24 protein-coding genes and 1 pseudogene are annotated in these 26,624 nt (G+C 63.6%); 6 read left to right on the top strand and 19 right to left on the bottom strand.

What is annotated here, in order from left to right; genetic code table 11:
• Positions 1 to 43 precede the first annotated feature (43 nt).
• From fhuB to ACESMZ_RS03610, 8 genes are all read right to left on the bottom strand, one after another.
• On the bottom strand, positions 44 to 2,074 hold the full coding sequence (gene fhuB, locus ACESMZ_RS03575; protein ID WP_372957028.1) for a Fe(3+)-hydroxamate ABC transporter permease FhuB: 2,031 nt from the start codon (positions 2,072 to 2,074) through the stop codon (positions 44 to 46).
• On the bottom strand, positions 2,064 to 2,990 hold the full coding sequence (locus ACESMZ_RS03580; protein ID WP_372957029.1) for an iron-siderophore ABC transporter substrate-binding protein: 927 nt from the start codon (positions 2,988 to 2,990) through the stop codon (positions 2,064 to 2,066). Before ACESMZ_RS03580 ends, fhuB begins: the two co-directional genes overlap by 11 nt.
• On the bottom strand, positions 2,980 to 3,753 hold the full coding sequence (locus ACESMZ_RS03585) for an ABC transporter ATP-binding protein (protein WP_372957030.1): 774 nt from the start codon (positions 3,751 to 3,753) through the stop codon (positions 2,980 to 2,982). Before ACESMZ_RS03585 ends, ACESMZ_RS03580 begins: the two co-directional genes overlap by 11 nt.
• An 83-nt stretch (positions 3,754 to 3,836) precedes the next feature.
• Positions 3,837 to 5,624 (bottom strand): ABC transporter ATP-binding protein, encoded by a 1,788-nt coding sequence (locus ACESMZ_RS03590; RefSeq protein ID WP_372957031.1) that lies wholly within the window; start codon positions 5,622 to 5,624, stop codon positions 3,837 to 3,839.
• A 57-nt stretch (positions 5,625 to 5,681) separates the two neighbouring features.
• Positions 5,682 to 7,031 (bottom strand): lysine N(6)-hydroxylase/L-ornithine N(5)-oxygenase family protein, encoded by a 1,350-nt coding sequence (locus ACESMZ_RS03595; RefSeq protein WP_372957032.1) that lies wholly within the window; start codon positions 7,029 to 7,031, stop codon positions 5,682 to 5,684.
• Complete coding sequence (locus ACESMZ_RS03600; protein ID WP_372957033.1) at positions 7,024 to 8,778, bottom strand: IucA/IucC family protein; 1,755 nt, start codon at positions 8,776 to 8,778, stop codon at positions 7,024 to 7,026. The genes ACESMZ_RS03595 and ACESMZ_RS03600 overlap by 8 nt, the downstream gene beginning before the upstream one ends.
• A gap of 18 nt (positions 8,779 to 8,796) precedes the next feature.
• Complete coding sequence (locus ACESMZ_RS03605; RefSeq protein WP_372957034.1) at positions 8,797 to 9,771, bottom strand: GNAT family N-acetyltransferase; 975 nt, start codon at positions 9,769 to 9,771, stop codon at positions 8,797 to 8,799.
• On the bottom strand, positions 9,746 to 11,530 hold the full coding sequence (locus ACESMZ_RS03610) for an IucA/IucC family protein (protein WP_372957035.1): 1,785 nt from the start codon (positions 11,528 to 11,530) through the stop codon (positions 9,746 to 9,748). The genes ACESMZ_RS03605 and ACESMZ_RS03610 overlap by 26 nt, the downstream gene beginning before the upstream one ends.
• A 185-nt stretch (positions 11,531 to 11,715) precedes the next feature.
• Between ACESMZ_RS03610 and ACESMZ_RS03615 the strand changes: the two genes are divergently transcribed.
• Positions 11,716 to 12,318: a hypothetical protein gene (locus ACESMZ_RS03615; RefSeq protein ID WP_372972214.1), complete on the top strand. Its 603-nt coding sequence runs from the start codon at positions 11,716 to 11,718 to the stop codon at positions 12,316 to 12,318.
• On the opposite strand, the gene ACESMZ_RS03620 is transcribed toward ACESMZ_RS03615, so the two are convergent.
• The 9 genes and pseudogenes from ACESMZ_RS03620 to ubiE all read right to left on the bottom strand — a co-directional run bounded on the left by ACESMZ_RS03620 (position 12,290) and on the right by ubiE (position 18,634).
• Positions 12,290 to 13,009 (bottom strand): 16S rRNA (uracil(1498)-N(3))-methyltransferase, encoded by a 720-nt coding sequence (locus tag ACESMZ_RS03620; protein WP_372957037.1) that lies wholly within the window; start codon positions 13,007 to 13,009, stop codon positions 12,290 to 12,292. The two genes, ACESMZ_RS03615 and ACESMZ_RS03620, sit on opposite strands and share 29 nt — an antisense overlap.
• Positions 13,006 to 13,785 (bottom strand): twin-arginine translocase subunit TatC, encoded by a 780-nt coding sequence (tatC, locus tag ACESMZ_RS03625; RefSeq protein ID WP_372957038.1) that lies wholly within the window; start codon positions 13,783 to 13,785, stop codon positions 13,006 to 13,008. The genes ACESMZ_RS03620 and tatC overlap by 4 nt, the downstream gene beginning before the upstream one ends.
• Before the next feature lie 299 nt (positions 13,786 to 14,084).
• Positions 14,085 to 14,360: pseudogene (gene tatB / locus ACESMZ_RS03630) on the bottom strand (Sec-independent protein translocase protein TatB); the annotation flags it as partial.
• 11 nt (positions 14,361 to 14,371) lie between these two features.
• Complete coding sequence (gene tatA / locus ACESMZ_RS03635) at positions 14,372 to 14,608, bottom strand: Sec-independent protein translocase subunit TatA (protein ID WP_372957039.1); 237 nt, start codon at positions 14,606 to 14,608, stop codon at positions 14,372 to 14,374.
• Between the two features lie 131 nt (positions 14,609 to 14,739).
• Positions 14,740 to 15,069, bottom strand: coding sequence for a phosphoribosyl-ATP diphosphatase (locus ACESMZ_RS03640; protein ID WP_372957040.1), 330 nt, complete (start codon positions 15,067 to 15,069; stop codon positions 14,740 to 14,742).
• On the bottom strand, positions 15,062 to 15,493 hold the full coding sequence (gene hisI / locus ACESMZ_RS03645) for a phosphoribosyl-AMP cyclohydrolase (RefSeq protein WP_372957041.1): 432 nt from the start codon (positions 15,491 to 15,493) through the stop codon (positions 15,062 to 15,064). The genes ACESMZ_RS03640 and hisI overlap by 8 nt, the downstream gene beginning before the upstream one ends.
• Before the next feature lie 44 nt (positions 15,494 to 15,537).
• On the bottom strand, positions 15,538 to 17,184 hold the full coding sequence (gene ubiB / locus ACESMZ_RS03650) for a ubiquinone biosynthesis regulatory protein kinase UbiB (RefSeq protein ID WP_372957042.1): 1,647 nt from the start codon (positions 17,182 to 17,184) through the stop codon (positions 15,538 to 15,540).
• On the bottom strand, positions 17,181 to 17,834 hold the full coding sequence (locus ACESMZ_RS03655) for an SCP2 domain-containing protein (RefSeq protein ID WP_372957043.1): 654 nt from the start codon (positions 17,832 to 17,834) through the stop codon (positions 17,181 to 17,183). Before ACESMZ_RS03655 ends, ubiB begins: the two co-directional genes overlap by 4 nt.
• A complete protein-coding gene (gene ubiE / locus ACESMZ_RS03660) occupies positions 17,834 to 18,634 on the bottom strand; it encodes a bifunctional demethylmenaquinone methyltransferase/2-methoxy-6-polyprenyl-1,4-benzoquinol methylase UbiE (protein ID WP_372957044.1) in 801 nt (266 codons plus the stop codon). Before ubiE ends, ACESMZ_RS03655 begins: the two co-directional genes overlap by 1 nt.
• A gap of 204 nt (positions 18,635 to 18,838) precedes the next feature.
• Between ubiE and ACESMZ_RS03665 the strand changes: the two genes are divergently transcribed.
• Positions 18,839 to 19,114, top strand: coding sequence for a polyhydroxyalkanoic acid system family protein (locus ACESMZ_RS03665; protein ID WP_372957045.1), 276 nt, complete (start codon positions 18,839 to 18,841; stop codon positions 19,112 to 19,114).
• Positions 19,115 to 19,116: 2 nt separating this feature from the next.
• On the opposite strand, the gene ACESMZ_RS03670 is transcribed toward ACESMZ_RS03665, so the two are convergent.
• Positions 19,117 to 20,052 carry an alpha/beta fold hydrolase gene (locus ACESMZ_RS03670; protein WP_372972215.1) on the bottom strand — a complete coding sequence of 312 codons (936 nt, stop codon included), beginning with the start codon at positions 20,050 to 20,052 and terminating at the stop codon, positions 19,117 to 19,119.
• A 327-nt stretch (positions 20,053 to 20,379) separates the two neighbouring features.
• On the opposite strand from ACESMZ_RS03670, the gene ACESMZ_RS03675 reads away from it, so the two are divergent.
• From ACESMZ_RS03675 to ACESMZ_RS03685, 3 genes are read left to right on the top strand one after another with little or no spacing between them, the layout of a single operon-like run.
• Positions 20,380 to 21,825, top strand: coding sequence for a WSD1 family O-acyltransferase (locus ACESMZ_RS03675; protein WP_372957047.1), 1,446 nt, complete (start codon positions 20,380 to 20,382; stop codon positions 21,823 to 21,825).
• Positions 21,826 to 21,861: 36 nt separating this feature from the next.
• Complete coding sequence (gene nosP, locus ACESMZ_RS03680) at positions 21,862 to 23,028, top strand: nitric oxide-sensing protein NosP (RefSeq protein WP_372957048.1); 1,167 nt, start codon at positions 21,862 to 21,864, stop codon at positions 23,026 to 23,028.
• Entirely contained in the window at positions 23,025 to 23,978 is a 954-nt protein-coding gene (locus ACESMZ_RS03685) for a sensor histidine kinase (RefSeq protein WP_372957049.1), read from the top strand. The genes nosP and ACESMZ_RS03685 overlap by 4 nt, the downstream gene beginning before the upstream one ends.
• Here the strand turns inward: ACESMZ_RS03685 and ACESMZ_RS03690 are convergent, their stop codons facing one another.
• Positions 23,979 to 24,656, bottom strand: coding sequence for a response regulator (locus ACESMZ_RS03690; RefSeq protein ID WP_372957050.1), 678 nt, complete (start codon positions 24,654 to 24,656; stop codon positions 23,979 to 23,981).
• 238 nt (positions 24,657 to 24,894) lie between these two features.
• On the opposite strand from ACESMZ_RS03690, the gene ACESMZ_RS03695 reads away from it, so the two are divergent.
• Positions 24,895 to 26,415, top strand: coding sequence for an aldehyde dehydrogenase family protein (locus ACESMZ_RS03695; protein WP_372957051.1), 1,521 nt, complete (start codon positions 24,895 to 24,897; stop codon positions 26,413 to 26,415).
• The last annotated feature ends 209 nt before the right edge of the window (positions 26,416 to 26,624 follow it).

A 26,624-nucleotide genomic window follows, 5' to 3' on the forward strand; every position in this document is an offset into this window, starting at 1 on the left:
CGGCGCCGGTCACCCCAGATCCCACCCCCAAGTTCTCCCTGCCTCAGCTTCGACCGTGGCGGCTTAATCCCCACAGGAAGTACAAACCGCCCACCAGGGCCGCCAGAAGCCCGGCCGGTAGCTGGTTGGGATAGACCAGAACCCGGGCCAGGTAATCGGCCAGGGAGAGCAGGAGCCCGCCCGCCAGGACCGCGATCAGCAATTGCCGGCCCACCGTCTGCTGCCCCAGTACCCGGGCCAGGTGGGGAGCGATCAGCCCGACGAAACTCAGTGGTCCGATGACCACCGTGGAAGCCGCGGTCAGCACCGCCGCCAGCACCAGCAGCAGAAGCCGCGTGCGGGGAACCTGCAGCCCCAGGGAAGAGGCAGACGTATCGCCCAGCGGCAGCAGCGTGAGTGGCCGCAGAGCAAGAAGTAACAGGGCGCCGAGGCCGACCACCAGCGCCAGTAAGCCGAAGGCTTCGGATTCCGAGACCAGCCAGGTGGAGCCGTACATCCAGTTGAGCAGGCGCGACGCCACCGTGCCGCCGGAGGCCATCACCAGTCTCAGGCCGGCGTCCATGAAGACATACAGTGCCAGCCCGCCAAGCAACAACTGATTGCCGGCAAAATGGTGTTTCCTGGCCAGCAGCATCAGCAGGCCGAGGGCACCGGCGGCACCGGCGGTGGCAGCAGCCAGCTGGCCCGCGCGGCCAATCTCCAGGCCGGTCAGAACCAGCACCACCATCACCAGCGCCGCGCCACCGCTGATACCCAGCAATTCCGGGCTCCCCATGGGGTTGCCGGTCATCCGCTGGATCAGTGTGCCGGCCATGCCCAGTGCCATTCCGGCCAGGATCGCAGCCATCAGTCGGGGGCCACGCCATACCCAGGCGTCTGTCCATTGTGCCAGGGGCGTCCAGTTCCAGCCCTCAAGGCCCGGGGACCACCCCATGGAGAGAATCATGGTCAGGACCAGCAGCGAGCACAGTAATCCGGCCACCAGCAACGGGTTGCGGCGACGGGGCAGAAAGCCGGCCGGGCTGGTGTCCTGGCCGGGCATATGATGGGTGTTACGGATCCCCTGCAGGGCCAGAAGAATGACCGGCCCGCCAATCAGTGCGGTGGTTGTGCCGGTGGGGACCAGTGAGCCGCCATCCCAGGTGGTAGCCCAGTGGGCCAGGGTGTCGGCCAGTAAAAGCAGGCCCCCGCCGACCAGGGTGCTCCAGAGCAGCCGTTCGGTCAGGGTTCTGGCGCCCAGCAAGCGCGCCAGCACCGGTGCCGCCAGCCCCACAAAGGCCACCACGCCAACCCGGCTGACCACCACGGAGCTCATGATGACCACCAGAAACAGGGCAACAGCGCGAAGCAGTGATACCTTCGCGCCCAGAGAGCTCGCCGATGCCTGGCCGAGTTGCAGCAGTTGCAACGGGCGCATCAGGGCGACCATGAGTACGGCGATAATCAGTACTCGGGGTAACAGATCAAGGAAGGGTGCCCAGTTGTTCTGCACCAGTGAGCCCGCGCCCCAGATGAACAGGTTGCCGAGCCATTCGCCCTTGAGCAGCAGAAACGCCATGTTGATGGCGCCGAGAAAGAAGGTCACCACCAGTCCGGCCAGTATCACGGTGACCGGTGAGAAGCCCAGCCGCCAGGTGAGCAGAATCACCAGGCCGATGGCCAGCAGGCCTCCGGCCACCGCCGCAAGGTCCGGGCTGAAGGCCAGCAACCCCGGGGCGAACAGAGTGGCTACGGTTACGCCGAACTGCCCCCCGGCTTCCACCCCCAGGGTAGTGGGCGAGGCCAGGGGGTTGCCGAGCACCTGCTGGGTGACGGCGCCGGCCAGGCCCAGTGCGCAGCCGATCAGTATCGCCATGGACACCCTCGGGGCCCAGCTGAAGTGGGCCAGAACAGAAGCATACTGACTGCCATCAAAGGTCCAGAACGCGGCCACAAGCTGTGACGGTTGCAACTGGGTGAACCAGGGCACGGCGCTGGCGGTAAGGGCGGCCAGCCAGAGAACGGCAACGGCAACCGGTAGCCTGGCGGGAATTTCCGGGTGATGCCGAGCGGGCAGGGGGGACTCAGCGGACATTGTCGCTGCCCCCTTCAATCAGGGCGTCGGTGAGGGCGACCGCCAGGCGTTTGACGGGGTAGACGCCGCCAAAGGGCCAGGTGGCGGGAACCCGGTAAATTTCATGGTTTCGCACCGCCGGCAGGTAGGTCCAGAACGGGCTGCTGGCCAGGCTGTCGGCCAGCCCGGGCACCAGGGGATCGATAACCACGACACGACTGTTACGGGTATCGGCCACGGCTTCCAGCCCCGTGGAGGCAAACCCCCAGAAGTTGCCCGCATCCTGCCAGGCGTTGCTGAGACCAAGGCTGTCCAGGGTTTTCTGGTACAGGCCATCGGGGGTGTAGATGCGAATGTGGCGGTCATCCAGAAAGTTCAGCAGGGCCACCGGCTTGTCGGTCAGGCCGGCCTGCTCCAGTCGTTCCCGCTGTTGCCCGAGCGTCTGCTCAATATCCGCCAGTACTGATTCGGCCCGGTCTTCCCGGCCGGTCATCTGGCCAAGGGTGAGCAACATCTCCCGGGCCCTCTCAAACGGCTGCGAGTCCTGTGTATAAACGCTGATCACGTAGGTCGGGGCAATCCTCTCCAGAAGCCTGGCCGCCGGCGCCATTTCAGTGCTGGTAACAATCAGGTCTGGTTTCAGTTCGGCAATGGCCTCCAGGCTGGGGGCGACCCGGGTGCCGACATTGGCAACATCGCCGGGGAGTGCCGGTTCCTGAACCCAGGTGCTGTAGCCTGCCTTGTCGGCTACTCCGACCGGGGTGATGCCCAGCAACAGCAGGGTCTCGGTAGCAGCCCAGTTCAGCGCGACAATGCGTTCGGGGGGCTCGTTGAGCGTCAGCGTGCCGCCCTCGTGGGTCCAGGTCTGCGCCATTCCCGGGGCGGTAAAGGCCAGCAGGCAGGCGCCAAGCACCACTACTCTCAGGCTAGTGAACATAGGAAACCCACTGGCCGGGTGCCCGTTCCATCACCCCCATGGGTACACTGTAAATGGATTCCAGGATCTGGCTGTCCATGATGTCGGCCGGTGCGCCATCCGCCACCACGTCGCCGCCCTTCAGGGCCACCAGGCGGTCGCAGAAACGGGAGGCGAGATCCACATCGTGCAGTACCACTATCACCGTCAGTTCCCGCTGCTCGGCCAGGCGTTGCACCAGGCGAAGGGTTTCCACCTGGTGCTTCACGTCCAGGGCAGAGATGGGTTCATCCAGCAGCAGACAGCGGGTCTGCTGGGCCAGCAACATGGCAATCCAGGCGCGCTGGCGTTCCCCACCGGACAGGGTATCCACGGAGCGGTGCGCGAAGGATTCGAGATCCGTGTCGGCGATGGCCTGGTCAATCAGCGAGTGGTCTTTGTCGCTGTAACGCCCCAGAGGACCCCGCCAGGGATAACGGCCCAGGGCCACCAGCTCCCGTACTGTCAGGCCATCGGTGCCGGGTGGATGCTGGGGCAGGTAGCCGACAATGCGGGCAAAGGCGCGGGCCCCCAGGCTGCTGGCGGGGTGGCCTTCCAGCATTATGTCGCCGGTGCTGGCCGGGATCTGTCGGGCAAGTGTTTTCAGCAAGGTGGACTTGCCCGAACCATTGTGGCCGAGCAGGGCGGTTACCTGGCCCTCGTTAAAGGCCAGGTTGATTTGCCGGAGAATGGTGGTATCACCGAAGCGGACGGCAAGATTCCGGATATCAAAAAACGCAGGCATTCAGATTCCCCTGTTCGTGTGGCAGGCAGCATAATCTAAATGCGAATACCTATCAATAATATGCTGGTGTCCGGTGAACAGCCTCAGGCCTGTCCGGTCTGCACTCGCCATTGCGCGGCATAGGCCCCGCCATTGCTGATAAGGCTGGCGTGGTCGCCCTGTTCGATAATCCGGCCGTTCTCGACCACGGCAATGGTGTCTGCATCCACAATGGTGGACAGCCGGTGGGCGATCATGATGACCGTACGGTTATGGCCAATGCGCCTGAGCGAGCGTTGAATGGCGGCCTCGGTTTCGTTATCCACGGCACTGGTTGCTTCGTCCAGCACCAGGATGGGCGGATCCTTCAGCAACGCCCGGGCCAGGGACAGCCGCTGGCGCTGGCCTCCCGAGAGACGAATACCCCGCTCACCCACCGGCGTATCCAGACCTTCCGGCAGGGCGTTAATGAAAGACCAGGCCTCCGCGGTGCGGGCGGCCTCCATGATCTCCGCTTCGGTGGCGTCGGGTTTGCCGTAGGCCAGGTTGTCGCGGATGCTGCCCTCGAACAGGTACACATCCTGGCTGACCAGGCCGATGGCGTCCCGCAGGGATTTCAGGCTGACGTCGCGGACGGGCTGGCCGTCGATACGGATTACACCGTGGGCAGGATCGTAGAACCTCAGCAACAGCTTGATCAACGTGGACTTTCCGGAGCCGGTGGCGCCTACCAGTGCCAGCGTGTTGCCTGCGGGAACGTCCAGGGTAATGCCCTGGATGCCGGCACCACTGCCCGCGTAGCGAAAGCTCACCTGATCGAACGAGACCCTGCCGCGAACCGGTGCTGCCAGTGGTGTCCCGGCTTCATCCCGGACATACACCGGTTCGGCGAGCAGGTCCAGGATTCGTCGGGTGCTGGCCATGGCCCTTTCGAACAGATCAATGACCTCAGCCAGCCCGGTCAGTGGCCATAGCAGGCGCTGCGTGAGGAACACCAGCACGCCATAGGCCCCTACGTTCAGGTTGCCTTGCAGGGCCATCATGCCGCCCACAGTGAACGTGGCCAGGAAGCCGGCCAGTATCGCCATGCGAATCACCGGAATGAACGCAGAACTGATGCGAATGGCGCGGCGGTTGGCTTCTACGTAGGCTTCGCTGGCCTCCTTCAGACGCGTGGCTTCCCGCTGTTCCGCAGTGAAGCTCTTGATGGTGGCGATGCCACCCAGGTTGTTGGCCAGGCGACTGGACAGATCCCCCACCTTTTCCCGCACATCGGCGTACAGGGGGCCAGCCTTGCGCTGGAAGTAGAAGGCGCCCCAGATGATCAGGGGAATGGGTGTGAAGGCCAGCAGGGCAATCAGTGGTGACAGCACGAAGAACACGGCGCCCACCGCCACCACCGTGACGCCCACCTGGATCATGGCATTGGCGCCGCCGTCCAGGAACCGTTCCAGCTGGTTCACGTCGTCGTTCATGGTGGCCACCAGCTGCCCGGAGCTGGTGGCTTCGAAGAAACTCATATCCAGGCGCTGGGCGTGCTCGTAGGCATCCTGGCGAAGATCCGATTGCAGGCGCTGGGCCAGGTTGCGCCAGAGAACCTGGAACAGGTACTCAAACAGTGATTCGCCAGCCCAGATAAAGAAAGTGAGCACCGCCAGGATGGTGATCTGCTCCTGCGCCGTTTCAAACCCCAGTCCGGCAACAAAGCTTTCTTCCTGGTTCACCACCACATCGATGGCAACACCAATAAGAATCTCCGGGGCAATGTCGAAGAGCTTGTTGATGATGGAACAGGTGGTGGCTGCGATGATCTGGCGGCGATAGCCCCGCGCGTATCGGAGCAGGCGGCCGAGGGCGGCGAAGCTGCTGGTGTGCCGGGCGCCAGTGGTCATGGTCCGCTTCCTTTTTTTGCTGTCTGGGTTCCAGGGGCGGGAAGGGTAGCGGATTCTTCAGTCTTTTAAAACAGAATGATTTTCAGTTACACCCCGTGGCCCTCCGGCCCTGTCGCGCTTCGCCCCGGATTTCTGGCTGCGCCAGTGCAAGGGCATGGCCTGTTCCCTGACCGGGTAATGGGGTTCCCCAAGCAGGTGGTTGACGATCACGGCGGAGCGCCAGCTCATCAGGCTGAGCTGGGAATCGGCGATGCCGTGGCTGAGCCGGCCCTGGTTCACGGTATAGATCGCCCGGTTGTCTGGACCGTCCCAGTCCAGGTTGAAGGCCTTGCCAATGCATGGCTGGCCCCGGGAGTCTCGCTTCAGGTTGCGCTCCAGTGGCTCGAGGCAGGGGGGCAGGCCATGCTCGAATCCGGTGCACAGCAACAGCTGGTCCGCCTGGTGTTCCTCGAACTGATCGTCCAGCCGGTTGCGGGTAAGAAGGGTCATGGGCGTACCATCGGTAACGGCATAGAGGGTGCGGCCAGGGAGCAGTTCCGGTACTGGGCGGCCGGGATGCTCAAGGGGGTACTCATAGAGGCGCTGATACAGGGCTTTGAGGGTATCCGGGGAGATGCCGTCAGAGGCCAGCTTCTGGTAGCGAACCAGCTCCCGGCGGCGCTGCTCCGGCAGGCCATGGAAGGTGCTCACATACCCCGGCGTGAAATACAGGTTGGTGAACGGCGTTTCGTCCAGGGGCTCGAAGTTGGGGCGCCGGGACAGCCAGCGGATGCTGGCGGGTTCTCCCCAGAGCCCGTCCATAAGGCCAAGCAGAACTTCGGCACCGGACTGGCCACCACCTATGATGGCGACGTCCTGACCGCTGAAATCCCGGGGCTGATCCATCAGGTGAATGCAGTGCAGGCGGCTGTCTCCGCTCACGGATTCGCACGCGGGCGGCAAATGGGGCCGGATGCCGGTGCCAATGCAGAGGTTGCGGCTGAATACCGGCGGTCGTTCCTGGCGGAACTCCAGCCGGAAGAGACCATCCTCGAAGCGGACGGATTCCACGGCCTGGCCAAAGTGGAGGTCGGGCAACTGGTTGGCGACCCAGCCCAGGTAATGGGCGAATTCCCGTCGGCTGATGGCAGGCATCCCGGCACTCAGAAAAGGATACAGCCGGCCCTGTTGTACCAGGTAGTTAAGGAAGCTGTGGGGGTTGCAGGGATCGGCCCCGGTTACCAGGTCCTTCAGAAAGGATGTCTGCAGTCGTGCACCGGGCAGCTGCATCCCGGGGTGCCAGTCGAACGCGGGTTTCTGGTCGAAAAAGGCGGCACGGGTGTGGGGGTGCTGATCCAGCAGCGCCGCCACGCTCAGGTTGAACGGGCCGATACCGATACCGGCAAGGTCCAGAATGTCCTTACTCATGGCAAATCTCCGGAGTCTGGTGGTAGCAGGGATTCAATGGATTGGGCAGTTCCGGCCCCAGGGCGGGCGTGGGCCGGGCGGCATCATCGCCATAGCCCATGCGGAATCGCACCCGGTTGAGGCAGACCCGCTCCATGGTTGGTCGCAGCAGATCGAAGCGCGCAAAGGCCGGGGCCAGCTCCGGGTGCTGCCGTTGATAGCGGCTCAGGCACTGGTAAAGCAGCTGATAGAAACGGGCTTCCGGGAAACCGAGCGCCTCCTCCAACAGCGGAGATAGAAATCGCAGGCCGGTAACCAGGTGACCGGTATACAGGTCGTGGAGCAGGTGTGCCGCCGGCAGTCGCGGCAGCTGGTCCGCCAGGGCTGCCGGCACGCCGGCCTGGATAGGGCAGCCGCCGTCTTCCAGGCGCAGGTCGCCGTGGAAATCCTTGATGACCACCCGCTGCGGACGGTACTGGCGGAAGATCACGCCCAGGTTCTGGCCATGGGCCACAAGGCCGACGCCGTACCGGCAAAGCAGGTGATAAAGGGGCAGGGTGACCCGCTCGAACAGTTGTGTCAGCCATCGCTCCACAGGCCAGTCGGAACGCCGGACCATCTCCGCCACCAGCGGCCTGCCAGCGCCGTCACATTGCATCAGCACCGCGAAGATCCAACCCTGCTCGCCCTCGTTCAGCTTCCCGGCAAGGCTCTGCCGCCATACGGCTCCCAGCATTTCCCGGTAGCGGTAGGGCGTGCCGGTGACCTGCTGCTGATGCGGGTGGGGCAGGTGCAGCCCGCCCAGCTCCCGCTGCACGGTCAGGCCTTTTTCCGCCAACAGCGAGTCCCATTGGGCAACGTCCTCCAGCCACCGGGAAAGCGCTGGCGCCAAGGCCATGGGCTCCGGCGGAATGCCCCGGTAGCAGGAGGTGTTCAGAATGGTCAGCGACAGTTTCAGGTCACACCGCTCGGGTTCGTCCAGGTTGGACAGGGTACGAATGGACTGCTGGGGCAGGTACGACTCGCCCGATTCGCCCAGATCCACCAGGGTGCCAGCCTGCAGCATCGGGGCGTACTGGGTCTGGATAAACTGTTGCCACTGCCAGGGGTGCACCGGTAGTAGCTGCCAGTCTGCGGAGTGGAGATAAGGCGCCAGGTGCTCGCTTTCTGCAGGGGTCAGGCACTGCTCCGGTGCCGGATCTCCGCAGGTACGGATACCGGTTGCCCGGTGTGCCGCCAGCCAGCGAAGGTGGAGCGGCTGGCCGGCCTCGGGGCTGTATTTGTGCAGTGCCTCCTGCCCCCAGCCCAGGCGACCACGGTTGGCCAGTACCTTGGGGTGACCGCCCAGCAGTCCTTCCAGCCGGGTAGCCGGCAGCTCCAGAAGTTGCGCGGCACTCATCCGGCCCAGGGTTTGCTGGCGCAGAAGGTCGCCGGCCAGGGTGCTGTTGAGCTCCTCGATAAAGTTCCCCAGGGTGATGTCTGTCATGGCGAAGGCGGCCTGGCAATCGAGCACCATCTGGATGGCGTCATGGAATGGAAAGCCGTCCCTGCGGATGGACTCCGGTCGTATCCGGAGATAGTCCCAGGGCGTGCGCCGGGCCTCGAAATGGTAGGTGTGTGCTCCGGTGTCCAGCCGGTAGCGCCCGGCTCCGCTGAGGGTGCTACCGTCACGGACCGGTTTCAGCAGGCCTTCCCAGGCGCACTCGGCCAGGGTGCGGGCCATCAGGCGCTGGTTGACGATCTGCCAGTTGGCGGTGGGTTCCATCATGTACGTCCCTGTCGTTTTTTACAGTCGGGTGTCCGAGAAGAAGCGCTCCCGGGGATTGCAGAGCAGGACTGCGCGTTTGTGGGGAAAGTCGAACTCGCCGTGGTGCTCCCAGGTGGTGGTTCGGGTGTATCGCAGCATGGCCCTGTTGTCGGCCCGGGGTTCGCCCCAGAGCCTGTGGGTGCGGGGTTCCGCCAGGAACAGGAAGTGGCTGACGGCATTGAGCCAGTGAATGGTCTGCCCCTCCCCCAGGAACCGGCGCTCACCGATCAGCACGTGCATGCCCTGATCATGGGGGCGGGCATCGCAATAGGGCCCCAGCCGGTCTTCGGGCACGTAGTAGGTCTCGAAATAGCCCACGGCTTCACCGTCAGCTTCAAGAATCAGTGGCAGCGCGTGAGGGTCGGCCCGGCGCTCCTCGAGCATGGCATCGAGGCGCTCACGGCCCCAGGGGTATTCCCAGAAGCGAGCAGCCCGGGGGTCGTTCTGCCAGCAGTGAAAGCGTTCGCCATCCTCCGCCACGGTGGCCCGGCGCAGGGTGACGGTTTTGCCCAGCGCCGGCACCAGTCTCCGGTAAAGGACCTGGTCGCCCACGGCCGGACGCCGGGGGTGACTCACCTGGCCGCTGGTGACCCATTGCTCGGGCATCACCGGCCACAGGCCCGGGTCGAGCCAGTGCTCGCGGATCTGGTAAAAAGCAACCCGGGGTATGGACCTGCTCCCACCAGTGTTCCGCCAGGCCGGGTGAGCGGTATCGAACCCATCGCTGACGGCGCCGGCGAGCTCGAGCTCTTCGACACCGGATTGGGCGAACAGCGCGTCCAGGAGCTGGTGGCCGGTTACCGGATCAGGTGCCGGGCCTTCCCAGGTCACAATGCGCATCCCCTGGCTCGATGGCGCTACCCGGCACTGCCAGGTTCGGTCTTCCTGGGTCAGGCGGAACTGTCGGTTATCGGACGAGGATGTCAGTTCAATGGGCGAAAATGGCTGCGTCATGGGTTTTCCTTTCCCTGGTGTGGGCCTGCCGGATGGTGACCAGCGGATTAGGCATTGGGTGGTAGATGGCCTCGAGGTCCTCGAGGGTGTTCTCATTCAGGGCTCGGAGGGAGCACAGAAAGTTGTTCTTGGCGTGGAGCGTGGGACTGTCCAGCAGGTAGTGGAGTGCACCGGGGTCCGCCGGCGATTCCGCCAGACGCTGCTGAAGCCACTGGCGAAGTTGCTGCCACAGGGTCTGTTCCGGGCATAGCCCTGCTGCGGCCAGTGAAGTGATCACATTGAAAGTGCTGTTGATAAACAGGTAATAGCAGAACAGTGGTACGGCCAGGGTATCCGGTAACTCGTTATCACTGTCTGCAATAGTGGCCTTCAGCGCCGGACCGAAACGCTGATGGGCCAGGGCCGAGAACCCGGTGCCCTGGCAGTCACGGAACCAGGCGGCCACTGGCTGGAAGTCGTCGTCCAGTTTCAGGATCAGATTTTGCTGATGGGCGCCGAACAGCAGGCCGAGGTTGCCCTGGGCGTCCAGCAAGGGTTTCACAACGTGTTCCAGATAGGCGTGGAACCAGGCCCGGGCCCCGGCCTCACCAGCGTGCCGGGCTTGCAGGCAGGTGCCCAGGCGGGAAAGGCCCGTGGCCGGGTCGTCCTGGAGCAGACTGGCCAGCAGTTCGCAATGATCGGCATCGGCGCCCTGAAACGGGTTGGTCCGGAACACCAGCGTGGTTTCCGCAAGGGGCTGGCCCGCCGGGCTGCGGATAGCGGCGGCAACAGGCTCGGCCAGCACGGTGAACCCCGGGTGCCTGGCCTGCCATCGGGCCGCCGGCGGGGTTCGTATCAGATCGGCCAGTGCCGGTCCACGCACCGCTTCCTTTGGTTGCAGGTGACGCAGTGAGTTGGTGATACGCACAGACAGGGAAAACTTCAGCATCCAGTCTGCCTCGTCCGACCAGATCCCCCGCAGGGAGGAAGTGGCCTGCCAGGGTACGGCCCCCAGTCCCAGACTGCGCAACTGGCCGTTTGCCTGAAGTGCTTTCAAGTCCGGGTGCGCCTGCCAGTGGCGGTGCTGGAACGGATGGCAGGGGATAACCCGGTGGCCGTTCGCCCGGGCTTCCGCGGCGGCTGCCCTTATCGGCGCCGATTCGTGCCGGAGCAGGGCATCGACGGCCCGGTCCAGGGTCGAGTCCGTGGACTCATGGCACTGCAGGCTTGCGGCCTCCACCGAATACCAGATCAGCGGGAACTCGCCGGCGTACTCCGGCGCAAAAGCCGATGCCTCTTCCTGGCTCATATTGCCCCGGTCCTTGGGGCAGGGGTGGATGGAGTGGCCATTCACCAGGGCCTGTTCGGAATCGATGAATCGCCGGGGCAGGATGTCGTCCGGGCTCACGCACTCAGTCCGATAAGCACGGGCCACCTGCAGGTTCTCTTCGCTGCGTTGAACCCGGTAGCGGAAACTCTCGCGAGTGACCCGGGAAGACAGGCCCCGCAGTGACGGCAGGGTCAGGGTCCAGGCGACCGCCTCACGGAACGGAATGGGCTGTGGGCCTTCACCATCGTCGAGCAACAGGCCGGCTCCCAGCATGTGGCGGCCACCCAGGCTGCGGAAATGGCAGGGGACATGCAGGCTGCTACAGGATTCCGGGTGACTGAAAACGAACTCGCGCTGACGTGGGTGCCAGCTCCAGCCCCCGGTTTCCCGGATCAGGGCATTGAAATAGGCGTTGATGGAAGGGTCGAACTTTACCCCGGATTGCGTCATGACCAGCTCCTTGTCCGCTTGGCATTGCGAAGTATCCTGCAATAAATGATAATGATTCGCAATACGTTTTGTGTGGCGACAGGTTAACAGGGAGCTGAAATGACGTTGCGGGGAAGGGAAGCCTGGGGTCCGGTGCTCATGATGGGTCTGTTGCAATCAGCCCCTCCGCTACGGGGGAGCCCCCGGTGTCGCCGGCTCCCGTGGACAAGTCTGGTCGCCTGCCCTGGGGAGACGGTTGGCCGCTCTACATTATGGCCTTGCTGGTTACCTGTTGGGTGGGGGCATTGCAGTTTGTTCTGGGGCCGGTGTTGACGGGAATGGCGGCGGTATCCGCCGAGACCGGTTCCTCCCTCACGGCTGCAGCCCTGGTGTTGGCGTCACTGGTTGGTCTGGTGTTCGGGCCGCTGGTTCACGCCCGGTGCCGGGGTGTGGTTCTGATGTCCATCTGGGGAGCTGCCCTGCTGGTGGCCGGGGTGGTACTGGGCTCGGCGGACTCGATAGCAGGGGTGTATCTCGGAGTGGGACTGCTGGCGCTGGGGGCTGCGGTGCTGAGCCCCTGGTATGGCAGCCGCCTGCGCCAGTGCCAGCCAGGGGCCCAGGGTGAGGTGGCCGGGCGCCTCACCAGTATCCACACCCTGGGGTATATCGCCGGAACCCTGTGTGGGGGATGGTTGCTGGAAAGTATGGCGCAGAGTGCCCTGACGCCGTTCGTTCTGCCCGCGCCGGCTTTGATTCTGCTGGCGTTATTGGCGGGGCGGGTCACTGACAGGGGTCGTACAACCGGCTGACCAGCACCGGTACGGCGGTTTCCACCCTCAGAATCCGCCGGCCCAGGTGTATGCCCTGGCACCCGGCTTCCACCAGCTTGTCCACCTCGTAGGGAATGAATCCGCCTTCCGGGCCGATACACAGGGTAGCGGGCTGGTTCAGGTTGACGGGGCAGGGGTTGCTGGTACCCGGGTGTGCCACCAGCCCGGGGCGGTCGGCGAGCACTGCCGGTAACTCGTCCTCCACAAATGGTTTGAATCGCTGGCGGATATGCACCCGGGGCATGGCGGTGTCCATGGCCTGTTCCAGGCCCAGGGTGAGATTCTCCCGCAGGTGCTCCGGTTGCAGCCAGGGCGTTTGCCAGAAGCTTTTTTCCACCTTGTAGCTGTTGATCAGCCAGATGTCCTTGATGCCCAGGGAGGCCACCGTCTGCAGTACCCGCCGGAACATCTTGGGCCGGGGCATGGCCAGTATCAGGGTGAGCGGAAGGGGGGCGGGTGCGTTCCGGTCGAGGAGCAGGTCAAGCTCGGCGGCCTCGTCAGTCAGGCGCGTGACGGTGCCGGTGCCCATGGGGCCATCTTCCAGACCTACGGGCAGGGAATCGCCTTCGCCGGCCCGGAGCACCGTAACCAGGTGATCCCGTCGCCGCCCGGTCAGCCTCGCGGAGTGCTCGCCGGTCAGATCACCGGCGGACAGCAGGGCCAGGTTCATACGTCGTCAGGGTAGCCGTCATCCGGCCGGTGACGAACGGCCAGGTAGCCAAAGAGAATGCCAATCTCGAACAGCAGCCACATGGGCACCGCCAGCAGCGTCTGGGAGATCAGGTCCGGCGGGGTAAGCAGCATGCCGATCACAAAGCAGCCCACCACCACATAGGGGCGCTTGGCGGCCAGGTCCTGGGGTGTGGTGGCACCTGAGAGAATCATGAGGATGGTGGCAATGGGAATCTCGAAGGCGACGCCAAAGGCGAAGAACATTTTCAGCACAAAGTTCAGGTAGCTGGTGATATCCGGCAGCTCCACGATGCCTTCCGGACCGATGGCGGTAAAGAAGCCGAACACCAGCGGAAACACGACGTAGTAGGCGAACACTGCCCCCAGGTAGAACAGCAGGATCGACGAGAACAGGATGGGAAAGGCCAGTTTTTTCTCGTGGGCATACAAGCCCGGGGCGATAAAGGCCCACAGCTGGTAGAGAATGATCGGGATCGCCACGAAGACGGACAGCACCAGCGCCAGCTTCATGGGCGCGAAGAAGGTTGCGGTGATATCGGTGGCAATCATGCTCTGACCCACCGGCAACAGCTCCATCAGCGGGCCGGCCATGATCAGGTAGAGCTCGTTACGGAACGGAAACAGCACCGCAAAGCACAGCAGCACTGCGAGGACCATCTTCAACAGACGGTTGCGCAGCTCCAGCAGGTGTTCGATCAGGGGCATTTCCTGCTGTTCTTCAGGTGGCAGCTGCCCCGGAGAGGCTGAACTCATGAATGGCGTTCCGGTTTGTCGTTCGGTGTATCCACATTGCCGGCGTCAGCACCGTCGTTGTTTCGGGACGGTGGTGCAGGGGTTTGCTGATCCTTTCGGATCATGGCATGGGGGTCGTGACCCCCTTCAGGGGGCTGCCAGTCCCGGGTCTGGTGGGGGCTGTCTGCGGAAGACGCATCGGTTTCACCGGAACCGGCGGCGTCATCGGCGGGCTGCTCTGCCTGTGAAGCGGATGCGTCGCCTGCCATTTTGCGCTTCGCCGGCGCGGGACGGGGCTTGCGGGTGTCCTTGTCCGAGAGAATCATGTTCTCGTATTCCTTCGCCTCGTCCAGGGCACCCCGCACGCTTTTCTCCACGTCTTCCAGGCCGATATCGCCGGCCTTGCGGAGCTCCTTGCGCAGTTCATCAGCCTTGAGCTGGCGGTCCAGTTCGGAGGTGAACTGGCTCACCATACGGCGGGCACTGCCAACCCACCGGCCTGCCGTACGGGCAGCCACGGGCAAACGCTCCGGCCCCAGTACCAGCAAGGCGATGATGGCGCAGATCACCAGCTCAATAAAGCCGATATCGAACATGCAGCGACGGCTCAGCTATGGGTTTTTTCGTCGGTTTTCTCGGCGCTGGCGCTGTAGGCCTTGGACTCCTCATCTTTTTCAAGGGAGTCGGTCTTGTCCGTCTGGCCGTCGTCGTCATCGTTCATGGACTTCTTGAAGCCCCGGATGGCACCACCAAGGTCGGTGCCGATATTGCGCAGCTTCTTGGTTCCGAACAACAGAATCACGATGCCCAGAACAATCAGAAGTTGCCAGATACTAATACCCATCTCTCAGGACCCCTTTGGTTAACTTGCCTGACTTCAATTGTACGCCAACGGCGCATGTAACCGAACACCCCTGAAGGAGTACTCCAGTGACCTGTTTGGCCGTATAACGGACAGACAGGGTGCCCACCGGGTTACTGCCCCCGGCTGGCTTTCTCTTCCAGTCCCGACAGATCAAAGCGTCGGCTCAATTCTTTAAGGATATCATCCGGTCCAAGCCCAAACCGTGACAGCATGACCAGTGTATGGAACCAGAGGTCAGCGGTTTCGTAGACCAGGTCATCGGTCTTGCCGGAGTGCTCGGCATCCTTGGCGGCGATCAGTGTTTCGGTGCACTCCTCACCCACCTTCTCCAGAATCTTGTTGAGCCCCTTGGCGTGGAGGCTGGCCACGTAAGAGCTGTCAGGATCAGCGGCCTTGCGGGCTTCGAGTACCCGGTTGAGCTGTTCCAGTACATCATTCATGGCTGTGGCCCCCTGTTCCGTAAATGCTGTCCGGATCCTTGAGAACCGGGTCGGTGGCGACCCACTGGCCGTCCTCCAGCACCCGGTAGAAGCAACTGCGCCGTCCAGTATGACAGGCAATGCCACCGCGTTGTTCCACTTTCAGCAGGATCACGTCCTCGTCGCAGTCCAGGCGGATTTCCCGGACTTTCTGTTCATGTCCGGAGCTCTCGCCCTTGCGCCAGAGCTTGCCCCGGGAGCGGGACCAGTAGATCGCCTGCTGTTCCCGGGCCGTGAGTTCCAGTGATTCCCGGTTCATCCAGGCCATCATCAGGATATCGCCGGTATCGGCATCCTGGGCGATGGCGGGTACCAGGCCGTCGTCGTTCCAGCGGATGGTATCAAGCCAGTCGGTGCCGGATACGCTATTGGTTGAATCTTGCATTTTCATGACGTCTGTAAAGGTAAGTTTGCCGGTGACGGATGTATTCAGCGGCGGCCACCCCTGGCCACCAGCCAGATGGCGCCGGCCGCCATGGCCCAGCCATACCAGGGCATGTCCCGGGCGATTGGCTCCAGCTGCCCTTCGGCGCCCAGCCAGGCACCGGCCACCAGCACAGCGGCCGCCACCAGGCGGCGCCAGCGGCGGTCACTTCGACGGGCGCGGGCCTTTTCGGCGGCGCGGATCTCCTGCCGGATGGGCAGTCCGCTGCCCGCGTTTCGCAACTGGACCAGGGTATCGTGGACCAGCTGGGGCATCTCCGGCGACTGCTCCAACCAGGAAGGCAACCGGGACTGCAGGGTATGAAACAGGCCGGTGGGGCCGATGCGCCGGCGCATCCAGTTCTCCAGGAAGGGCTGTGCGGTGCTCCACAGGTCCAGTTCCGGGTACAGCTGGCGACCCAGCCCCTCCACATTCAGCAGGGTTTTCTGCAGGAGAACCAGCTGGGGCTGAACCTCCATATTGAAGCGCCGGGCGGTCTGGAACAAGCGCAGCAGGAAGTGGCCGAAGGAAATGTCTTTCAGGGGCCGTTCGAAAATGGGTTCGCACACGGTGCGGATGGCCGCCTCGAACTCATTGACCCGGGTTTCGGGGGGCACCCAGCCGGACTGGATATGCAGCTCCGCCACCTGGCGGTAGTCCCGCCGGAAGAAGGCCAGCAGGTTGCGGGCCAGGTAGCTGAGGTCATCGGGCGCCAGGGTGCCGACAATACCGAAGTCGATGGCGATATAACGGGGATCGGCGGGGTTGCTGGCGTCCACGAAGATGTTGCCCGGGTGCATGTCCGCGTGGAAGAAACTGTCCCGGAAGACCTGGGTGAAGAAAATCTCCACACCTTTTTCCGCCAGTACTTTCATGTCTACCCCGGCAGCACGCAGGGCTGTCACGTCGGCGATGGGAATGCCGCTGATGCGCTCCATCACCAGCACCCGTTTGGTGGTGTGGTCCCAGTCGATGGTGGGAATGTAGATCAGCGGTGAACCCTCGAAGTTGCGGCGCAACTGGCTGGCGTTGGCGGCCTCCCGCTGCAGGTCCAGCTCGTCATAGATGGTAGTTCTGTAGTCTTCCACCACGTCCACCGGATGCAGGCGGCGCCCTTCCGACCAGTATTTCTCAAGCAGCCGGGCCATCATGAACATCAGGGCCAGGTCCTGGTGGATCACACGCTCGATGCCGGGGCGGATCACCTTGACCACCACCCGGCGACCGTCGGGCATGGTGGCCGCATGGACCTGGGCTACCGAGGCCGAGGCCATGGGATCCCGGGAAAACTCGGCGAACAGCACATCCACCGGCTGGCCCAGGGAGTCCTCGATGATCGTGCGGGCAGTGTTACTGGAGAAGGGCGGCACGTTGTCCTGCAGGCGCCGCAGGGATTCCGCCATGTCGTCCGGCAGCAGGTCACGGCGGGTGGAGAGGATCTGGCCAAACTTGACGAACACCGGGCCCAGCTCCTCCAGTGCCAGTCGCAGGCGATCACCCCGGTTGTGCTGGCGCTTGGGGAACAGGTGCCACGGAGCAAAGAGGAAAAACAGTTTCAGCGGGGCGGGCAGCTCGGCGATGGGCAGGAAAGTGTCCAGCCGGTACTTGCAGAAAACCCAGGCGATGCGGAACAGGCGTTGCAGTCGAGTCACGGTGTCTCCGTTCCGGATGGATCAGGGTTGGGCCGGCCCACGCCTTCCAGGCGGCCGATGCGCGCTTCCAGGCGCTCGGTAGCCAGGCTCAGCTGGTCGATGCCCTCGAAGGCAGGCTCCAGTTCCCGCCGGCCCGGCAGGGTGCCGGTTTCCTCGTGGATGTATTCCTCGACGCTGGCGCTGATCGAGGCCATGGCCTCGCGGCTCCAGCGCACCCCGTTGCGGATTCTCTGGCCGATGAAGTGGGCAGCGATATCTCCGGTGTAACCGGCCAGTGCTGCCTCCCAGTCCGGGTCCAGTTTCGCCAGCGCCTGCTGGAATTGCTGGGCAAGGCCAGTGTCACCCGCCACCGTCAGGCGTCCGTCATGGATGGCTTCGTCATCTCCCAGGGTCAGGGCCGCGAGCGCCAGCGGACGGCCACGGATCACCAGCGCCGGGTCGTCCGGCAGAAGCCCGGACACGGTGACGCCGCGGGAAGTACCCTGCAGGCAGATGGCCATGTTCACCGGTTCACTGACCTGGAAGCAGACCGGTCCGGCCAGCGCCCGGAGCAGGTCGCGGCGACCTGCCGGATCCAGCTCAAGGGCCCGGTTCAGGGCCAGTTCCAGCGTGCCAGTGATGGCCGCATGCAGGGTGGGAATCCGTGACATCAGGGCTTGGTTCCCACGTGCAGTGCCACGATACCGCCGGTCATGTTGTAGTAGCGGCAGTTGACCAGCCCGGCATCTTCCATCATGCCCTTGAGGGTCTCCTGGTCCGGGTGCATGCGGATGGACTCCGCCAGGTAACGGTAGCTCTCGGCGTCACCGGCAAACAGCTGGCCCATCAGTGGCAGGGCACTGAAGGAATAGGTGTCGTAGGCCTTGCTGAGCAGCGGGTTGGTGGGCCTGGAGAATTCCAGCACCATCACCTTGCCGCCGGGCCTGAGCACCCGGGCCATGTCCCGCAGGGCCTGGTCCTTGTCGGTGACATTGCGCAGGCCGAAGGCGATGCTCACCACGTTGAAAGTGTTGTCCGGGAAGGGCAGGTGCTCAGCGTCCGCCTGGACGTACTCGATATTGCCGGCGTAGCCCCGGTCAGTGAGCCGGTCCCGGCCGACCTGGAGCATGGACGCGTTGATGTCTGCCAGCACTACCCTGCCGGAGGGGCCCACCAGGTCGGAGAACTTCATGGTCAGGTCGCCGGTACCTCCGGCGATGTCCAGCACCTGCTGGCCGGGCCGAACACCGCTGAGCTCAATGGTAAACCGTTTCCACAGCCGGTGGATGCCCATGGACATCAGGTCGTTCATCAGGTCGTACTTGCCCGCCACCGAATGGAACACGTTGGCCACCTGGCTGGCCTTCTGGCTCTTCGGCACCTGCCGGAAACCGAAGTGGGTGGTCTCGTCCTGCACGCCGTTATCCCGGGTGGGATTATCCTGGGCGGGGGCTGACTGCTGTTCGCTCATGGGGGCATCCTGTGAAATCGGGCCGTTGGTAGCCTGCTCCCACGCCACTGCGTGCGGCCGGGAGGGAGTCTTACGGGCCCCTATTCTAGGGAACCTCCGGGCAAGTCTAAAGTTTTTTGGCCGCCAATGGGTGAACCGGTACTGGCCTGCAGCCGCCGGGGACCATAAACTTGGGCCAAATCAACTTCCGGAGGTTTTCCTGCCATGTCATCCATCGATGTTCGCCGTGCCCATTCCCTGGACCAGGCCCATGCCCGCGAAGCGGCAGAAACCCTGGCCCGGGACCTGTCCCGCAAGTTCGACGTGGACTATGAATGGGACGGAGACCTGATGCGTTTCCGTCGCTCCGGCGTCAAGGGACACCTGGATATCTCACCCAGCGAGCTGCATGTGCACCTGGAGCTTGGCATGATGCTGCGACCTTTCAAGGGACGCATCGAGGAGGAAATCCATAATCAGCTGGATACCATTATCGGCTGAGATCAGTTGGCGGAGAGACCGGTACTGCCGGAGCACACCGGATCTCCCGGGGCGGGAATGAGCGCGCGATCGTCCAGGGTGATGAAGTGACTCGGCGACGCCGTCTCCAGAACGGTCATGGTCTCGCAGGCCCGGGCGCTGTCCAGCATGGCCGCCTTGTCCAGGATGCGGTCGGTGCCGGGAATCAGGAAGCAGCCATGGCTTACATGCCGGTAGATATCGGTAGGGGTCTGTTCCATCCACGCCAGAACGTCTTCCAGGTTGCGGACGATGGTGAGCTGGTCGCGGGTGGAGGAGAACAGCTTGCCTAGCAGCTGCTTCTTGCGGGGATTCATGCGGCCGAAAAAGGTCTGCCCGTAAACCGACGACGGCGCGCTGTTGATCAGCCGGATCAGCCAGGGCCACATGCCGTGGCTCACCGGCTCCAGCATCATGGTCACCAGGGCATGGGTTCTCCCCTGGGGCAGGGCCGGAGCCTCCAGCAGTAATTCCACATCACGGAACAGGTCCGGGCGCCGGCTGGCCGCCTCCAGGATCACGGCCCCGCCCCGGGAATGGCCGTGAATCCTTACATGCCGGGTTGTGGGAAGGTTGGCCAGCGCCTGGTTCAGCAGTTCGGCGTCATAGGCGACGGTGCCTTCCACCTCGTCGATGGGAGCCTGCCAGGGCGCATCCTCCGGGGTTACACCGTTCACGGGGATGTGATAGTTGCTGCAGGTCAGCAGGATCAGCTCGGTGGTAGGCGCATCGTAGGCCTGGGTAAAGTAGCAGTGGTTTTCCAGGTAGCCATGGACGCCGATCACCGTATGGGTAGCCTCGCCGCTGTGATTTCGCACAGAAACAGCCCCCATGCCCACCCGATACACCTGCCCGGAGAACATCTCCGAGTAGGCGATCTCGATGGGCTTGATCAGCTTGCGAGCATGGCTGGCCTTCATGACGGTTACCTCCGGGACCTGACGGTGCCCCTGATCCGAGTATACGACCGGATTACGGTCAATGTGCAGTGCCTTTAGGGCTTGTTAATGTCCGCAACCGGCACAGGCCTGCCACTCCGGGTCGAAATCTGTCGTTATGGTCACTGAGGGGTGCCTGGTTGGCTCAGGTTGTCAGGTTGTCAGGTTGTCAGGTTGTCAGGTTGAGAGTGGAGCAGATTTCCTGCCTCTGTCACAATGCCAAAGATCGGTCTGGGCAGGCTTGTGCCAGACCAATGTCAAAATGTCAGATCTCCATCACACCGATCCAGACCGCCAGGGCCGAACACTTTGAGTGATGCTGCCAACGACAGGGAACCGCTGCGATTGCTGCCGATGGACGCGGCATGGCTGAACCTCGAAAGCCCCCAGAACCCGCTCACCATCACTGTACTGATGCGGGTCTCCGACCTTACCCTGTCTGAGTTGCGCGCCTTCGTGCAGCGCTACTGGCTGCCCTGGGAGCGTTTCCGCATGCGTCCGGTACAGCGGAGTTGCGGCTGGTGCTGGGAGTGGGACCGGCAGTTTGACCTGGCCAATCACCTGTTCCATGTGCCGGAATCCATGGATGAGTCGCGCCTGCAGCAGTGGGTGTCTGCCCGGCTCAACCAGTCCCTGCGACAGGACCGGCCCCGCTGGGGGTTCTGGCTGGTGCCCAACGCTGAGGGTGGAAGCGCGCTGCTGTTCCGTATCCACCACTGCTACGGCGATGGCATCTCGCTGCTGGATGTTTTCGACAGTATCTGCACCCGCTCACCGGAAGAACGGCCGCAAAGCTACGGCAACGAAGAACGGCATACCGCTCGACGCTGGCCGAGGGTGATGCAGGCGTGCCGGGAAGCCTTCGCGTCCGGGCTGCAGGGTGGCGGGACACAAAGCGTCGCCGGCGAGGGAATGGCCCGACCGGCCCCGGCCGGGATGAATACCGACGATATCCCTGCCCATCAGCCCGGAGTCTTCGAACAGGGCCTGATGACCAGCCTGCGGGCTATCAACGAGATGACCGGGATGCTCACCGAGCCCGAGGACACCCCATCGGACCTCAAGCGCTCATTGCTGGGGCGGCGCCACTGTCGCTGGTCGGGCCCGGTACCGGTGCGTAGCTTCCTGACTCTGGCCAGGCGCTCCGGCTGCAGCATCAACGATGTACTGCTCAGTTGTGTGGCCGCGGCCATGCGCGATGCCATGGGGGTGTCCGGCAGTGCCCTCAATCAGTCCGTGGTCCACGCGGCGGTGCCGGTGGATATACGCCGGGCCCTCCCTGAAGCCCTGCGGCCGGTCAGGCATATGCCCGGTAACTACTTCGGCACCATCTTCGTGCCCATGCCGGTGGACGGCGGCTTCGCCCTGGAGCGGCTCTGGCGTATCAAGCATGAAACCCGGCGCCTCAAGCGCAGCTGGCAGCCGCTGATGGGCTGGGGGCTCAGTGGCCTGGCCTCGTTGCTGCCGGCCTCATTGCGACAGCCCATCTCCGATCTGTTTTTCCGCAAGGCCAGTGCGGTGGTTTCCAACGTGCCCGGCACCCGTGAGCCCCGCTACCTGGCCGGCCACAAGATCACCGAACAGATGTTCTGGGTGCCCCAGGCGGGGGAGATCGGCCTGGGTGTGAGCATTGTCAGTTACGCCGGCAATGTACAGTTTGGTGTGGTGGCCGATGAAGCCATCGTACCCGATCCGGATCGCTTCCTGGCCCGTTGCGTCAGGGAACTGGACGAGCTGGGGGAGGCTCTGCTGTAATCGGATAATACCCATAACAACAACACAGGCATTCCCATGCATGCCACCGCTTTCGCCAGGCCACGCACCGAAGGTGCGCCGGTTGTCACCGCCAGTACCTCGGCCCGGGACCCGCTCATGGCCGTTGCCGAGCTGAGACAGGCCCTGCACTCGCCCACGCTGGGGGCGGTACTCTTCTTCTGTTCCGCTGAATACGACCTCGACCGACTGGCCGGGGCCATGGCCGATGGCTTTCGCGGCGTTACCCTGTCTGGTTGCACCTCCGCTGGTGAAATCACGCCACAGGGGTATGACCGGGGCTCCATTGCTGCCATTGGTTTTGACCGTCACTGGTTTTCGGTGGAAGCCGCCCTGATCGAAGGGCTGGAAGACTTTGACCTGCCCCGGGCCCAGCACCTGGTGGATGACCTGCTCCATCGCTGCCGGCAATCGGACCTGGCGCCGGTGCGGGACAATACCTTTGCGGTGACCTTGCTGGATGGTCTTTCCAGCCGGGAGGAGCTGGTGCTGTCGTCCCTCAACGCGGCCCTTGGCGCCATCCCCCAGTTTGGTGGTTCCGCCGGCGATGATGAACGCCTGGCCAACACCCATGTGTTCCATGATGGTCGCTTCCATACCTCCGCTGCCACCGTGCTACTGGTGAACACGCCGCTGAGCTTCCAGGTTTTCACTACCCACCACCTGACCCCGACAGACCGCAAGCTCGTAGTGACGGCGGCGGATTGCCAGACCCGTACCGTTCACGAGCTGAATGCCGAGCCCGCAGCGGTTGCCTACGCCCGGGCCGCAGGGGTGTCACCGGATCAGCTGTGCCGGGAGGTGTTCGCCCTCAAGCCCATGGCGGTGCGTATCGGGGAACGCTACTTTGCCCGGTCGGTGCAGCGGGTCAACGACGACCAGAGCCTGACCTTCTACTGCGCCGTCGAAACCGGCATTGTGCTCACGCCCATGATCCCGGGCTCGCTGCGAGATGATCTGCGCCAGCGTCTGGAGGAGGCCGAGGCAACGGTGGGCAAGCCCATGGTGACCATCGGCTGCGACTGTTTTCTCCGTCGACTGGAGGCAGAGCAGGTCGGCGAGGCGGCTGAGGTGTCGGCGTTCCTGCAACAGCATCGGGTGCTGGGCTTCAGTACCTATGGCGAACAGTTTGACGGCGTGCACCTGAACCAGACCTTCACCGGTGTGGTTATCGGCCAGCCATGATGGCCTCCCGCTCCCCTGACACGGTCCCTGCCGGGGCCAGGATCCGCGAGCTGGAAACGGAAAACGCCCGCCTGCGCAAGATCCGCGACGCCCTGATTGCCCATGTGGAGTCGGGCTCCGGCCGGGCGCCGGACCCCTATGGCGTATTCGAGCACTCGGTGATGCTGGCGGAACAGGTTCGTGAGCGCACCGAGGCCCTGAATCAGCTGATGGATGACCTGCGGGAGAGCAACAGCGCGCTGGAGCAGGCCCGGGCCGAAGCCGAACAGGCCAACCATTCCAAGTCCCGCTTCCTTGCGGCGGTCAGCCATGACCTGCTGCAGCCCCTGAATGCCGCCCGCCTGTTCATCGGTGCCCTGGAAGAAGAGGGCTTGGAGGGCAGGGCAGCGGGCCTGGTGCGCTCGCTGGGCTCGTCCCTGGAGGCGGTGGACCATCTGCTGGGCACCCTGGTGGACATTTCCCGGCTGGATGCCGGGGTCATCGAGCCTGATCTGTCCAGCTTTGACATTGTTGACCTGCTGGACAACCTGGCCCGGGAGTTCGGGCAGCTGGCGGCGGCCAAGGGGCTGGATTTCCGGTATGTGGCGTCGCCGGCCCCGGTGGTGACGGACTCGCGACTGCTGGCGCGGGTACTCCGCAATTTTTTCAGTAACGCGCTGCGTTATACCGATACCGGCGGCATCCTGCTGGGTTGCCGGCGTCGGGACCGCCAGCTGGAGATACAGGTGTGGGATACGGGGCCGGGTATCGAGGCCCATCAGCTGGCGGACATTTTCCGGGAGTTTCGACGGGCCCGGCCCGGGGACGCCCCGCCGGATACCGGCCTGGGCCTGGGTCTGGCCATTGTGGATCGCATTGCCACTCTGCTGGACCATCCGGTGACCGTGGTGTCCCGTCCCGGAAAGGGCTCCCGCTTCGCCATTGCCGTGCCACTGGTCGCCGGCGACTAACTAGTCGGTCGTCCGGGTCCTGCGGTGCTCCAGCCATTCCCCGGCCGCCAGTATGGCCTGCACCCGGTTATTGACGCCAAGCTTCCCAAGAATCGCTGAAACGTGGGTCTTTACCGTGGTCTCGGTGATGCTCAGGGCCCAGGCGATCTGTTTGTTGCTCTCCCCCATGGCCATGCGTTCCAGTACCCGCAACTGGCGATCCGTCAGGCGATTGAGGGCCTCTTCGGAAATCTGCGGCGTATGGCGCTGGGGCGACTCCGTCGACGTGCTGCCCCGGATGATGTCGGGCGGCAGGTAGATATTGCCATCCAGCACCTGGCGCAGGGCCTGCCGCATCCGCTCCCGCGGCGCCGACTTGGTGATGAAACCCATGGCGCCGGCATTGATGGCCTGCAGGATCAGCTGCTTGTCTTCTTCGGCGGAGATGATCACCACCGGGGCGTCGGGTGCTGCGGTACTCACCTGGGCCAGTCCTTCCAGCCCGTGCACCCCGGGCAGGTTCAGGTCCAGCAGCACCAGGTCGGGCACCGGTCCTTCGGTAAGGCGGTCAAGGGCCGCCGGCAGGGTGCTGGCCTCGGCCAGTTGTGCGCCAGGCAGCTCTGTGGAGATGACCAGTGCCATCGCCTCCCGGAACAGGGGATGGTCATCCACGATAAGGATGTTCGGTGACGGGTTCATCAGAGAGCCCTTTCCTGTCGTTTTTATCGTTATTGGCGGTGTCGGATCTCGGGCTTAACCGACCATTCACCGGAAGAATACCCTGAATCGCCGCAGGCTGGCAGCCCCGGGGGTGTCTGTACCAAGGATCTACGACCAAAGAAGGAGGCCGGACAAGGCGAAGGCACCATACCCGGACGCCCCCGTCGGGACTAAGGTGAAGACTGGCATATCGAATCACAACAACAAGGTGACAGCCATGATTTATGCACAACCCGGCAGGGACGGCTCTGTCGTCTCCTACAAGCAGCAGTATGAAAACTACATTGGCGGCGAATGGGTCGCTCCGGTGAAGGGCCAGTACTTCGACAACATCACCCCCGTCACTGGCGAGGCTTTCTGCCGCATTCCCCGCTCAACCGCTGAAGATATCGACCTGGCCCTGGACGCTGCCCACAAGGCCGCGCCGGCCTGGGGCAAGACCTCGGTGCAGGAGCGCTCCAATATCCTGCTGAAAATTGCCGATCGCATGGAGCAGAACCTGGAATTGCTGGCCGTGGCCGAAACCTGGGACAACGGCAAGGCCGTCCGTGAGACCCTGAACGCTGACATCCCCCTGGCGGTGGACCATTTCCGCTATTTCGCCGGCTGCATCCGCGCCCAGGAGGGCAACCTGGGCGAGATTGACGCCAACACCGTGGCCTATCATTTCCACGAACCCCTGGGCGTAGTGGGCCAGATCATTCCCTGGAACTTTCCCATCCTGATGGCCACCTGGAAACTGGCGCCCTGCCTGGCCGCCGGTAACTGCACGGTACTCAAGCCCGCCGAGCAGACTCCGGCGTCTATCCTGGTGCTGATGGAGCTGATCGGTGACCTGCTGCCGCCTGGCGTACTCAACGTGGTCAACGGCTACGGCGCCGAGGCAGGCCAGGCGCTGGCGTCAAGTCAGCGGATCGCCAAGATCGCCTTCACCGGCTCGACTCCGGTGGGCGCGCATATCATGAAGTGCGCCGCAGAGAACATCATCCCCTCCACGGTGGAGCTGGGCGGCAAGTCCCCCAACATCTACTTCTCCGACATCATGCAGGCGGAGCCGGACTTTATCGACAAGGCGGCGGAAGGCCTGGTGCTCGCGTTCTTCAACCAGGGGGAGGTGTGCACCTGTCCTTCCCGGGCGCTGATCCAGGAAGACATCTACGACGAGTTCATCGCCCGGGTGATCGAACGCACCAAAACCATCAAGCGTGGCAATCCCCTGGATACCGACGTACAGGTGGGTGCCCAGGCCAGCAAGGAGCAGTTTGACAAGATCTTGTCCTACCTGGCCATCGGCCGGGAAGAGGGCGCCCAGGTACTGATCGGCGGCGACCGGGAAGACCTGGGAGTGGAGTTCAACAGCGGCTTCTACATCCAGCCCACGCTGCTCAAGGGTGAGAACAGCATGCGGGTGTTCCAGGAGGAAATCTTCGGGCCGGTGGTGGGCGTCACCACTTTCAAGGATGAGGCGGAAGCCCTGGCCATCGCCAACGATACCGAGTTCGGTCTTGGCGCCGGCGTGTGGACCCGCGACACCAACCGTGCCTACCGCATGGGCCGTGGAATCCAGGCCGGCCGGGTGTGGATGAACTGCTACCACGCCTATCCCGCCCATGCCGCCTTCGGGGGCTACAAGAAATCCGGTGTCGGCCGTGAAACCCACAAGATGGTGCTGGAACACTACCAGCAGACCAAGAACATGCTGGTCAGCTACGACATCAACCCGCTGGGCTTTTTCTGACAGCCTGACCATTTGACGAACCACCTCGGGCAGGGCGCGATGGCCTGTCCGGTGGTACTCCCCTGGCCGACCGGGTACTGTGCGAACGCAGGGTACCGGGTATCGGCCTTTTTTTGATGGCCTCCCGTCAGGGTTGTAGTTGCCTCCACTGATCCCAAAGACTAAAAGTATGCGTATGGACGCATGGCACACCATTGGAGGAGGTAAGG

Source organism: Marinobacter sp., assembly GCF_041690615.1.
Taxonomy (GTDB): domain Bacteria; phylum Pseudomonadota; class Gammaproteobacteria; order Pseudomonadales; family Oleiphilaceae; genus Marinobacter.